The 12211-nt window shown below is 42.4% G+C and carries 13 protein-coding genes and 1 pseudogene; 7 read left to right on the top strand and 7 right to left on the bottom strand.

Annotated elements, in window-relative coordinates; all coding sequences use genetic code 11:
* Positions 1–388: 388 nt before the first annotated feature.
* Positions 389–520 carry a hypothetical protein gene (locus P8O70_14310; protein ID MDG2198026.1) on the bottom strand — a complete coding sequence of 44 codons (132 nt, stop codon included), beginning with the start codon at positions 518–520 and terminating at the stop codon, positions 389–391.
* Positions 521–941: 421 nt separating this feature from the next.
* On the opposite strand from P8O70_14310, the gene P8O70_14305 reads away from it, so the two are divergent.
* On the top strand, positions 942–2096 hold the full coding sequence (locus P8O70_14305; GenBank protein MDG2198025.1) for an aminotransferase class I/II-fold pyridoxal phosphate-dependent enzyme: 1155 nt from the start codon (positions 942–944) through the stop codon (positions 2094–2096).
* Positions 2097–2449: 353 nt separating this feature from the next.
* Here the strand turns inward: P8O70_14305 and P8O70_14300 are convergent, their stop codons facing one another.
* The gene (locus P8O70_14300; protein MDG2198024.1) at positions 2450–2725 is read right to left on the bottom strand and encodes a hypothetical protein; all 276 of its coding nucleotides are present in this window, start codon (positions 2723–2725) and stop codon (positions 2450–2452) included.
* Between the two features lie 502 nt (positions 2726–3227).
* Here P8O70_14300 and P8O70_14295 point away from each other — a divergent pair.
* Both P8O70_14295 and P8O70_14290 read left to right on the top strand, forming a co-directional pair.
* Positions 3228–3536 (top strand): hypothetical protein, encoded by a 309-nt coding sequence (locus tag P8O70_14295; GenBank protein MDG2198023.1) that lies wholly within the window; start codon positions 3228–3230, stop codon positions 3534–3536.
* A gap of 30 nt (positions 3537–3566) precedes the next feature.
* Entirely contained in the window at positions 3567–4142 is a 576-nt protein-coding gene (locus P8O70_14290; protein MDG2198022.1) for a zinc-binding dehydrogenase, read from the top strand.
* A 143-nt stretch (positions 4143–4285) separates the two neighbouring features.
* Here P8O70_14290 and P8O70_14285 read toward each other — a convergent pair whose 3' ends face one another.
* Together P8O70_14285 and P8O70_14280 are read right to left on the bottom strand one after the other, a co-directional pair.
* Complete coding sequence (locus P8O70_14285) at positions 4286–4786, bottom strand: prolyl-tRNA synthetase associated domain-containing protein (protein ID MDG2198021.1); 501 nt, start codon at positions 4784–4786, stop codon at positions 4286–4288.
* Positions 4787–4812: 26 nt separating this feature from the next.
* Entirely contained in the window at positions 4813–5892 is a 1080-nt protein-coding gene (locus P8O70_14280; GenBank protein MDG2198020.1) for a lactonase family protein, read from the bottom strand.
* Positions 5893–6217: 325 nt separating this feature from the next.
* Here P8O70_14280 and P8O70_14275 point away from each other — a divergent pair.
* The 4 genes and pseudogenes from P8O70_14275 to P8O70_14260 all read left to right on the top strand — a co-directional run bounded on the left by P8O70_14275 (position 6218) and on the right by P8O70_14260 (position 9178).
* Positions 6218–7504: pseudogene (locus P8O70_14275) on the top strand (extracellular solute-binding protein).
* Between the two features lie 39 nt (positions 7505–7543).
* A complete protein-coding gene (locus P8O70_14270; protein MDG2198019.1) occupies positions 7544–8095 on the top strand; it encodes a hypothetical protein in 552 nt (183 codons plus the stop codon).
* Positions 8096–8233: 138 nt separating this feature from the next.
* Entirely contained in the window at positions 8234–8749 is a 516-nt protein-coding gene (locus P8O70_14265) for an ABC transporter permease subunit (GenBank protein ID MDG2198018.1), read from the top strand.
* A gap of 48 nt (positions 8750–8797) precedes the next feature.
* Positions 8798–9178 carry a transmembrane 220 family protein gene (locus tag P8O70_14260; GenBank protein MDG2198017.1) on the top strand — a complete coding sequence of 127 codons (381 nt, stop codon included), beginning with the start codon at positions 8798–8800 and terminating at the stop codon, positions 9176–9178.
* Between the two features lie 24 nt (positions 9179–9202).
* On the opposite strand, the gene P8O70_14255 is transcribed toward P8O70_14260, so the two are convergent.
* The 3 genes from P8O70_14255 to P8O70_14245 form a co-directional block, all read right to left on the bottom strand.
* On the bottom strand, positions 9203–10006 hold the full coding sequence (locus tag P8O70_14255) for a carbohydrate ABC transporter permease (protein MDG2198016.1): 804 nt from the start codon (positions 10004–10006) through the stop codon (positions 9203–9205).
* Between the two features lie 286 nt (positions 10007–10292).
* Positions 10293–11192, bottom strand: coding sequence for a sugar ABC transporter permease (locus P8O70_14250; GenBank protein MDG2198015.1), 900 nt, complete (start codon positions 11190–11192; stop codon positions 10293–10295).
* 70 nt (positions 11193–11262) lie between these two features.
* Positions 11263–12211: extracellular solute-binding protein (locus P8O70_14245; GenBank protein ID MDG2198014.1), on the bottom strand; the 949-nt coding region annotated here is incomplete at its 5' end.

Raw genomic sequence — 12211 nt, 5'->3', positions numbered from 1 at the left:
ATCAAGCCTCTTGAATCAAAACCACCTGAAAAATTGAAGGTGAACAATTGCAGAAGATATAGCGGCTTTAGTGATGGGATTTTTGGCAGAACCAATTCCTTGTCAACAGCCGAATGCAGACTAAAGCGATGGTGATAGTTGTGGCTCACTTGATAGACCGGGAAACTGAGCCAACCTAGGAAAGAAAAAATCCTAAGAAAAAATGTGTTCAGTTTTTTGGTTTGGAAAACAGTTCTGTGAGTAAGTTCGTGCCAAAGTGCAATGAAAAAGTCCCCACAGTACCATGGACAAATAACAGAAAAAGAGCAGCAAACCACCAACCTGCGTAAGCAAACAAAAAAGTCAAAGTGCCGGTAGTCAACCAAATTCCAAGATGGCCAAGCACCAACTAATATCCCTTGGCATCACTCCACTGAGACAACTCTCGCAATTCTTTAGCTTCAATCGGACAGCGATACCACTTGATGCGCATATTCTTGCGCAGCTTTGAGAGTGATTTTTCTGGATCTGTATTCTTCATTTTCCCGAACTCTTCATTTCTTCTTCTCTAATTTTCTTCCAACACTTTGAAAGAATTATTTAATGACTCATCACTATATCGACTCAGTTCACTCACAACAACTCAAGAAATCGTTCAAAACCGTAATTGTCTTTAAAATATACTCTTCCTATGAATTCTCTGGACCAATTGGATTGAGACCACCACTGTAAAGTTGGACTTAATAATCAGAATTTAACTTTTGGGACACTTTACCTATACTCCCTAATTTTAGTGCCTGATCAAGTGCCTTGCAGTACCTTTCGACTCCATCATCATCAAACTACTTGCTTCAGGTCTAGAAAGCAGTGATTTTCAGCTTGCTGACTTTGCAGAACCAACGCCTGGAAGACTCAGCATTTCTTGTTCAACCGCCACTGAAAGAAGTGAGCAGAGAAAACCAATGCCTAACAATAAATATCCTGAATTCGTTCCAGTAGAATCGAATTGGAATCCAGACACCGTTGCAGTGCAGGCTGGGCGTCCTTCACGAGTCGCTGGTGCTCCCATGAATACAACCATCACTCTCTCTTCAACGTATGTTCACACCACTGATCTCGGATACGGTCGAGATGGCAATCTAAGTTGGGGGGCACTGGAAGAAGCTCTCGGCCAGCTTGATGGTGGAATAGCAACCACATTTTCATCCGGGCTCGCAGCTGCAACCGCTATCGCAGAGCTCATTCATCCAGGCGGCACCATGGTAGTCCCTACTGGCGCGTATTACGGTGTAAAGAACATTTTTGCACGGCTGGAAAGTCACGAACGGCTGACCGTTCGCCTGATTGATGGCGACAACACTGATGCTACGATCGCTGCGCTCGAAGGTGCAGATGCAGTTTGGATGGAATCCATCTCTAACCCAACCTTAGTCGTTTCTGACATTCCTGTGATTGTCAAAGCAGCGAAAAAACTGAACATCCTCACCATTGTCGACTCAACTTTCGCTACGCCACTTCGCCAACGTCCACTGGATTTCGATGTGGACATCGTCCTGCATTCTGTGACAAAGTTCCTTGGGGGACATTCAGATCTACTACTTGGGGCAGTCATCTGTAAATCAAACCCACATGCCCACTTCATGATAAAGCATCGGCATGATTTCGGTGCTATACCTGGAGCATTGGATGCTTACCTTGCACTGCGTGGCCTTCGAACCCTTGCTGTACGTCTTGATCGCTCTGAATCCAATGCCTTAGAACTAGCAAAACGCTTAAAGAACCACCCGAAAATCAGGAAACTCAATTACCCAGCCTTGCCTGGTGATTCACAACATGAGAAGGCAAAGCGCGTACTTCCCAATGGTTGTGGTGGGATGCTCTCCTTCGAAATTGATACGACTTCCGAGAGAACCGATCAGATTCTTGAATCGCTCAAAGTAATTACTCATGCTACGAGTTTGGGAGGAGTAGAGAGCCTGATCGAACGTCGATCTAGATATGAAGCGGAACGCGAAGCAGGAGTACCAATGACGCTCTGTCGATTTTCGGTAGGAATTGAGAACGTCGAAGACTTGTGGAGTGATCTTGAGTCTGCAATTTCTGAAGTCTTGGATTAGCCCAAACTAAATCTTGAAGAACCACCCTTGCCACGCATTTTTAGTTTCCTACCTCAAACACATGAGGCGATTATCCCTGCCAATACTTCGGAATTAGTTCTCTATCGATTTCCAATTGCAGTAGGGAGCCACGATGACATATCTAAAACGACATCGATGCCAATTTTATCCTCTAATCTTCACTAGCCTTTGATAAAATATACCTTTAGGAGCGACCAATTTGACTAGAAGAACTGCAACTGCTTACCAGCTGATTTGATCTACTTAGAATCAAACTATATCATCGATTTTGTGCAAAAAAATCTCTGTGACGATAGCTCTTTCAGAGCTGGACCTAGTGTTAGGCTTTGTCTTTAGTAAGCATTCGGATGGATGCACTTTGGAAGTGCCAGATAAGAATGACTAACCTGGACTCTACAAGCCTGCCCAAAGCTTTTGCCGCCCAACCAACTGGGTAGGCTCAGCCAACTTGGCTTGGCAAATCTAGGATCCAACCTCAAATATCCTGTGGCTCCAGAGTTTGAAACCAGACTAGCTTTTGTGCGGTATCGATTTAGGAGGTGGGACTTGCGCTGTCGCTCGATGTTGCGGACAAGGTTTTCAACAGAGGCTGTTTTCTGAACTGACATTTTCAACTCCATGTTTTGAGTAAGCATCCTGCTTAGCGTTGATTCAAAGAATCCACTTTCATTGGATTAACTGCCATGAATGATTTTTCAATCACCAAATTAATTGTTACAATAATATTACATATAACTTGTATATAATGTCAATAAAAAATTTATTATTTTTATGAAAAATTATAAAATAACTGATTATATTGTTTAAAATTTAAATAATTAGTTCATTAAATCAATTTTCAACAGTTAAATAATAGATTCAGATTATTTTTTAAAAAATTGACCCCAGCTTTTGTGGTAACTCGAAGAAAAAACCAAGATTTCAAAATGAGTCAAAGACAGCCTTCATTTCCGAGAAAGAGGTTCCGTGCTGAATTCAGCTTTTTATCATGTCAGGACTTGCCAATCTGGGACATAGCAAAGAGATTTGAAGTAAGGCATTTTTGAAGAGTGAAAAACAGTCTCCTTTATTTTCCATGAGATCATCGGTCTTTTTTTTGGAATGATCTTCGTGAACTTTTTTAAGGGAATGAGCATGCAGCACGTTGAGTTGAAATCTTTTGGGCTTCCCTGGGAGGTCTGCAAAACCGTTGACGGTCCTCAACTGGGATCACCTTCCACTGATGAAGTGCATCTTCGAATTGACGCAGCCCCAATCAATCCTGCTGAAATTCTGATCATGGAGGAAAAATATGCTTCGAAGCCACCTTTACCCGCCCGACTTGGCATTGAAGGAGTGGGGTCCATCTCAGCGATAGAAGGCGGTGTCCATGGCTCTGCGGTAGAAGATTGGGTGATGAGCATGGGCAGGGCGAACTGAAGTCAGGAGATTCAAGTATCAGCTTCGACATTGATCAAGGTATCCGCTGAGGCGGACTTACTTCAAATTGCGATGCTTGAAGTCAATCCGGCTACCACCAAGTTCATACTTGATCACTATGTTGATCTTAAACCCGGTGATTGGGTTTTTCAAAATGCCGCAAACTCAGCGGTCAGTCGTTACCTGATTCAACTGGCAAGGGCCAGAGGGGTACACACCCTGAACATTATTCGGCGTGAGGGACTGGAAAAAGAGTTGTCTGAAATCGGTGCGGACTTGGTGATGGTGGAAGGAGAAGATTTGCCAGAAATAGTCCGAGCTGAGTTGGGAGATGCCAATATCCCATTGGCAATCGATGCCGTTGCTGGGAAAGCGACTTTGACTCTTGGTGGGATCTTGAGTGAAGAAGGAACCGTCGTCAATTACGGACTACTCAGTGAGGAACCCTGTCAATTGAACGCAGACATAGTCGTTTTCAAAGGGATCACCCTGACTGGTTTCTTGCTTGCCAAAACCTTAGGAGGAATGTCTGTGGATGCGAAAGCAACAGCTCTACGAAGAATTGGAGGAGTTTGTGGTCTCAGGACAAATTTCGACCCCAGTTGAAGCAACCTACAATTTAGATCAGCTTGAAGCAGCCCTTCGGCATGCCTATCAAGGAGGCCGTAGCGGTAAGGTCCTTTTGCTCCCAAACGGGTGAGGCAATTCTATATTCAGAGAAGAACGCAATCTCACCAACAAACAACAATTTATTCCTCCAACTCAGGAATTGGAAGCAAACGGAAAGGATGCCCACTCAGTTGAAATAATTTCACCAGCTCTTCCCTGCCCAAACGGAGAGTGCTCGTATTGACCAGTGGATGACACAAAAGATATTTTTCCTTCCAAAGATCTTCGTCAATCAGGATTTCCACCTCCCCAGCTCGATCATTTAGAATCCCCAGCAGGGAAACCGATCCAGGCTCCACTCCTAGATACTTGAGCAAGCGTTCTGGCGAGCAGAAACTTAAGCGGCCATACCCGATAAATTCAGAGACCTTCTTGAGATCAACTCGTTTGTCCTGCTCCACTGTCAACAGAATGTGGTGTTTGCCCTTTTTGTTACGAACGAAGAGGTTCTTGGTTTTTCCTCCTGACATTGCAGGGGATAATTTCTTTGACTCTTCCACAGTGTAGACTGGTGAATGATCAAATTTTTCATATGAAATCTGATGTTCGTCCAGGAAATGATAGAGTTCTGATGGCGTCAACGGATCTCATCGTATGCGATGATTGCTCAGTGTGAAGGATGCCCAAACTGCAAACAAGATGGCTGAAGATTGAGTTTTTGATCATCAGATTGCTTCAACATTCCAGTTTCCTGATCAACGGCAAACGAAAGAATATTGCCAGAGACCTGGTGAGCCACTACTAACCATTTTCCATCGGGATGAATGGAAAAATTTCTTGGGGATTGCCCTCCTGTGGGGACATGCCCGATCAATTCCAACTGTTCATCTGGTAGAATCCGATAACAACAGAAGCTATCGTGCCCTCGGTTGGTGCCGTACAAGAACTTACCACTGGGATGTACATGAATGTCTGCCGTTGTGCTCTCTTCTGAAAAATCTCTAGGGAGAGTATTGATTTCTTGAGTGGATTCCTTGGCAGGCAGACCATCCTCACCCATAGGAAACACGAGAATCGTATTCCCCAACTCATTGATCAGGTACATCCTCTTATTTGAATGACTGAACGTCAAATGACGAGGCCCAGATCCAGCTGGAAGTTTCAAACAGCGATCTTTGAGGAGATCCAACTTTTCCTGAGAATTGATCTGATACACCATCAACTGATCTGTGCCCAGATCCGTGACAAGCAGATGCCGGCCGTCTGGTGTCAGGTGAGCCATATGTGCGTGAGGCCCTTCCTGACGTTTCAGATTTACCGAACTCCCGTGATGCTGATGAAAATCATTGGGGCCTGAGAGGTTTCCATCCTTAATGACTTGATAGGCGGCGACACTCCCCCCCGAATAGTTCGCAACGAACAACGCATCTTCAGAATGAGACAAGCTCAGGTGACAAGGATGATTTCCATTGGTTGGCTGGTTGTTCAAAGGGTTAAGTGTTCTGCCCTCTTCGGAGATTACGTAGCCTGCCACTCCACCACCTGGATTGCCCTGATATTCTGAAACCTCCACCACTGCATAAAGACGCTGAAAATCCCTGGTAAGAGTCAAAAAAGATGGGTTTTCAACTCCCCTCACGCCTTTAACATAGGTCAACTGACCAGAGGTCAAATCAAGAGTGAAAAGCTGAATCCCTTCCATCTCAGGAGAGGCATATCCACCCACATAAATTAGCTGCTTTGACATGGTCATCCCTTCAAAAAGTTTCTACAGAGTCTCAAGTTCGCCATTTCACACTTTTGAGCTGTTTTCACAAGTCTTCAAATTCTCTCAAAGGTTCACTACAAAAAACTACAACTTGTGATCCTCTAATTTTTTTTGCGCTTATTTTCATTATCGGATACAAGCTTCGCCTTATCTGTTACTCCGGTATCCGATCTATCTCAAGCAGAGTATTTTCCCGCAGGTAGTTTCTCTGCTTGAATCAAGTTAGAAACAGATCACTGTTTCTATATCTCTAAACTCAATTTGAGGTTCCAATGAAAAAGATGTCTACCAAACTTGGACTGGTATTGTTGGTCAGTCTTTTCGCAGTAAAGTCCTGTGGGCACAAGTCACCGTCTTAGGTTGGCCTGGTGGCCCCGAAGAAACAGCTTTAAGGAAAGTAGTTGAAGTCTACAACGCAGGCCCTGGCAAAAGCAATGGATCCATCAACTTGATCTTCTTCAATCGAGATGGCTTCTGGGACAAACTGCAGGCTGACTTGGCCGCCGGAACGACTGAGTTTGACATCAACCTAACCGCAACTTATGCAGTTGGACGCTACGCCCCATAAATGCAACCACTAAGTCTACCATCTGCAGCAACGGATGTCTTCGGAGACAAAGTGTTGAAGACCATGCAATTTGAAGGTGAGCAATATGGTGTACCCACTGGTCTGAGTTTGCACTTCATGTACTATCGCAATGACTTGATTGACAAGTTACTAAGCGATGCAGGCTGGAAGAAGATCTATGGCGAAATATCCCAGAAATACTTGGGCAAAACACTATCTCCCAAAAATCCTGATACCTGGAACTGGGAAGACTACACAGCGACAGCCTTATTCTTCACAAAGAGCATCAACTCTGCCAGCCCAACTCGTTACGGAACAGTCCTACAGATGAAAAACTTGCTGTTCAACATGATGATCTGGCACTCGACTGCACGTTCTCATGGTGGTGAGTGGTTGGACGCCAAAGGCAATGTTATGGTTGATTCCTGGGCTTTCCGGCAAGGACTTCAGCTTTACAAGACGCTCTATGATGCTGGTGCTTCTCCGAATTATTCGACCTCATACGAATATGCAGAAGCAAACACTGCTTTCGGTTCTGGACAGGCAGCCACCATGCTGCAATGGAACGCTGCTTTCGTTAGCTTGAACAATCCCGAGGAAAACCCTGCAGTGGCAGGAAAGATTGGCACAGTTGCTCCTCCTGCAGGACCTGCCAGACGTGTTACTCATATTCATGGTTTGGGCTTGGGCTTGAACAAGAACTCCAAGAACAAGGATGCCGCAATCAAGTTTTTGAATTGGCTCTCTGGTGCTGATGCTATGGAGACCTATGCTTTGAGTGGCGGTTCTCCAGCTATGGCTAAATCCATCACAGATAAAATTTCTGGTGATCGGCCTGATCTTATCAAACTAGGGGACTTTGCTGGGAGTTACGGGTTTGTGATGAATGGAGGCACCTCTGCTTCTGCCTTGCAGATCTACACATTGCAAGCTGAGCAGTTTACGGGCTACTGGTCAGGAACCAAGTCTCTGGGCGAAGCAATGCTAGCGACTAGCAAGGGAATGGCTGATCTTCTCAAGTAAGCTCCCAGGCATTTTTTCCAGCTAGGATTCAAGTTCAGCATGCAGGTAAGCAGCAAGGAAAAATTCTGGCTGACAGCTCCAATCACCGTATTTCTTATAATGATGCTGGGGTTCCCTCTGCTGCTGGACTTAATCTACAGTGTTTCAGAGGTCACTTTTGAAAACCTCCTCGCTCCACGCCTGCAGGGTTTTGAAAACTATTTTAAGACCCTGCAGGACCCCACCTACTGGGATGCCCTTGCATTTTCGCTAAAATTCGGTCTCACCGCATCGCTTGTCCAGTTATTCCTGGCCTTATGCCTAGCAATCTATCTCGAACCCCTTCTGGCTCGTCATCCTTGGCTAATGGCCGTTTTGATGGCGCTCATGATGGTCGCACCAGCTCTCATTGGTCTAATGTACCGGCTGATCTTGCACGAATTCGTTGGAGTGGTCCTCTATTACCTCTGGGAGTGGGTGGGTGACAGTCCTGCTTTTCTAGGGACTGAGAACACTTTCCTAACTCTGGTCACGATTGAAATTCTACAGTGGACACCTTTTGCGTTGTTGATCCTCTACACAGCGTATCGGTCGATCCCTTCTCATTTTTGAGATGGCTGACCGATTTGATATTTTACATTTTCTTTGGAATTCCTTGGTCATCTCTGCATTAGGAGCATTTTTCACCCTCTTGCCGGCTTTTCCAGCGGCTTATGTCATCGTCAGAACTGGCTTTGTCGAAACTGGTTGTTGCCCTTCGTGCTAAACCTGCGAGCCCTACCATTGATCATTTTTGCCATCCCCCTCTACATGATGTTTCAGGCCGTGGGCCTACTTGATATGTTGTTGGGCCTGGCACTAATCATGTGCATCATCAATCTGCCCCTGACGTTGGCTCTGCTATCGTCAACATTGCGAAACATACCTGAAGAACTGGATGATGCTGCCAGGGTTGATGGTGCATCGACCCTCTCAATCATACTGCGGATCATCCTGCCACTGTCTGTTGCGGCAATTGCTTCTTCATCTGTTCTAGGGTTCGTCTATGCTTGGAATGAATTTCTGTTTGGGCTGATGCTGACTACAAAATCAGCTACACCTATAACGATTGGAGCATCCTTCTTTTTCTCGGCAAGCGGAGGAGGAGTGAAGTGGGGGGTAGCTTCTGCAGTCATCATTTTATCTTTACTACCACCTTTGATTGTTGGCCTATTATTTTATCGATCAATTAGCAGTTCTCTGACTGGGGGAGCTGTCAAAGGATGACCTGAAGCTCATGTTTCAAGGGTTATCTTCACCACCTAAAAGGCTACTTTGCTCACCAAGTCAATCCTCTGGAAAGTCGTCACGATCTTAATGACAGGACTCCTGCTTTTGAGTGCTTTGGTTCAGTGGAACGATCCAGATCCGTTTCGCTGGATTGTTTGTTATACCCTAACTGCATTACTTTCTGGCTTCTCACTAGTCCGTCAACTCCCCTGGTGGTTGCCCTTGGTTTGGGCTGCTGTGGTCTTGTTGGCTAGTCTAGCAGTTGGCCGTGAATTTCTGATGACTGAAGAGCAGTTCGACTGGGGTTCATTCTGGAACGTAGTCGCTATGAAGAATGAAGCTGTTGAATTGGGCAGAGAATTGGGAGGTTTATTGTTTGTGACAGGATGGATGACCGTTCTCGCTTGGCTATTGAGGAAGTCTTAACAATGTGACTGATAAACAGTTTTTTTAACTTTTCACCGAACCAGCGGTTAACCCTTCTGAAATCAGTTTTTGAAGTGGGAGAAAAAGTATTAGAGTGGGTATTGTAGTTAATGCGGAGGCCGCCATAACTTGTCCCCATTCAGTAGTATGTTCACCAAAGAAGGCATATAGTTCCAATGGCATGGTCTTAAATTTAGTCTTTGTCAAAAATGCCAATGCAAAAAGGTACTCCGACCACATCAATAAGAAGGAATATGCAGCTGTCACAATGATACCAGGTATCATGATTGGAAAAATTATTTTCCAAATTATTTGAAATGGTGGACACCCATCCATTAGAGCTGCTTCGTCTAATTCTCTAGGAATACTTTCTAAATAACCAACAAGCAGATAAACAGAAAATGGTAAACTCACTGCCACGTAACAGAAAATCATTCCAATATGACTATTCAAAAATCCTAATTTAGCAAATAGGATAAACATTGGTGTGACAAGAATGATCCATGGAAATGTTTGGCCTAACATAATAAAGCCAAAATAAACTATCTTATATTTGAATTTTCTTCTTGAAAACACATATGCTGATGTCACTGATGCGAAAATTGTTATAAATACTGAAATCAAACAAATATAAAAACTATTGTAAATAAATATGCCAAAACCAGATTCAAATAGCTCTCTAAAATTATCTAAAGTATAAGTGGCATGTTCGTTTGAAAAAATAGTTTCTTTCGATTTAAAAGATGCGATAAATACCCAAACTGTTGGATATATTGTCAAGATAAAAAGAATAGATGCAAGCAATAGAATAGCAATTTCACTAATCATTAAAGTTCTGCAAAGAATTAACTTAATTTAAGAGAATCAATTTAAAATAAAGTCTAAATAAAATGGTGCAATTGAGTAAATTTTCATCATATATTTGGAAAAAATATATAAAATTATGAAAGTTTAAAAAAACAATAAATCATATATTAATTTATCATTTAAAATTTCACCTATTCAAATGAAACTGATAATAAGTAATCTTACTAAGGAATCAATTTAAAATATTTTTGTAAGTACATCAGAAGCTGATATAAACCTTACTAATAAATAAAGCCTGAATTAATAATCAGAATATTTCTTTCAGATTTCGTCTAACAATCATTCTTAAATAGATAATTCCAAAAACTGTCATGATTGATGCCATTACGATCCCCAATGCTGAGCTATAGCCCATTCTTCCGTCAACAAAAGCTTTCAGATAAACCTCTGTTGCCATTACATTTGTAAATGTACCTGGACCAGCTCCCGTCGCTAACCAAACATAAGCAAAATTATTAAATGTCCAGAATGTTGACATCAGAATCATCACAACTATTGATGGAATCATGTGTGGGAGAATTATATAAATTACTTTCTGCAATTTATTGGCACCATCAACAGTAGCAGCATCAAGTAGTTCAGCTGGAACTGACTTCAGACTAGCTAAGAATGTCAGTGTGACTAATGGCAATGTGTTCCAGGTAATGATAGTAATAATTGATGGCCAAACAAAGCTTGTATTAGATAGAAAGGCGATTGGGTCATCTAGTATTCCAAATTTGATTAGTGTTTGATTAATAAATCCTACTTGTGGATCTAATATCATCCTCCAGACCACAACAGCTACAATTGAGGGAGTCGCCCATGGTATTATCAGTGATACCTGAAATAAACCTGTTAACTTATACTTTCTTAGAGTGTCAGAGTTAATTAAAAATGCTAAAAGTAAACCCAAAGATATTCTGACTGTGACTCCTACAAGGGTTAACCAAATTGTTGTATTGAAAAAAACTCTTATAAATTCAGGATCTAAAAATAGATCAATATAATTTTTCAAACCAATCCAACTACCTCCTTTTCTCAACTTAAATAAATTTAAGTCAGTAAAACTATTAATTACATTATATAATGTTGGATAGAGGTAAAAAAAGATAATAAAGAAGAATGATGGAACTAATAAATAAAATACGAATTTATTATCTTTCATTTATCAAATTATTAGACTGTTCATTCTGAGGGAATCAAATGATCTGATTCCCTCAGATTTAAAATTTTATCTAAAGTTCTTTCTTAATGTTTTCATAGATTTCATTAGCTACCTCTATCGAAGTTTTTTCACCAATAAAAACAGAACCTGCTCCTCTTCCAACCCAATTCCACATTGTTGGTATTGGAATAGGTCCTGTTGAATATGGCCCCCAACTTCTTGCGAGTATTAATTGATCTTTGTACCCACTATGAGAGGCTACTTGAGGCAATTGCTTAATAAGCGTCTTTTGAGCTGGCCACATCCCAGCGTAATGATCCGTGTAGACAGGTTCATTTGTTAAATATTTTATTAGTTTGAATGCGGCCTCAGAGTGTTCGGTATTTACGTTGATCCCAAGTTGACGCCCACCTACGAAAGTAACAGAACTCTTGGGATGAATAGTGGAAGCAAACGGATTGCTCTCACCAGGATATCTCTGCTTAAACGCTGATTCAATTTGAACTAAAACGTTCTCAGGCGTACTGATGATTGCAAAATCACCTCGGATCATGCCTTCTATTAATTCCTGGGCTCCCCAATTAGTTACGTTTAACATTGATTGTGGGTTGATGCCTTTATCCAAGTAAGACTTATAGTAATCAAGGCCTTCAGCAATTTGTTGAGGGGTTATGTTTATGTAATAAGTACCATCTGCCTGTCTATCGACAAGAGACCATCCGTTAGACCACCAGTAGAAGTTCAAGAAAAACCAAATAGAGTTTGTTGGTCCACTACCTGATGGAATAGCCCAACCCACAGCGCCTGTTTTTTCCTTAATTTGTACACTAGCGTCATGCAATTCTTTCCAAGTCTTCGGGAATTCCTTGATTCCAGCTTTCTCTAGAATGTCTTTTCGATAAACCATTGCAAAAGTATCAACAGTCCAAGGGATGGCATGAATAGTTCCATCATCTTGGCTTGCAAGATCGGCTGAAATAAAGTCCCCCCATCCTTCACCAATTCGATGTTTTTCAATC

The organism is SAR324 cluster bacterium, from assembly GCA_029245725.1.
In the GTDB taxonomy this organism is placed as follows: domain Bacteria; phylum SAR324; class SAR324; order SAR324; family NAC60-12; genus JCVI-SCAAA005.
Note: the sequence above shows the minus strand (reverse complement) of the source record. Positions and strands in the feature narration are given on the sequence as shown.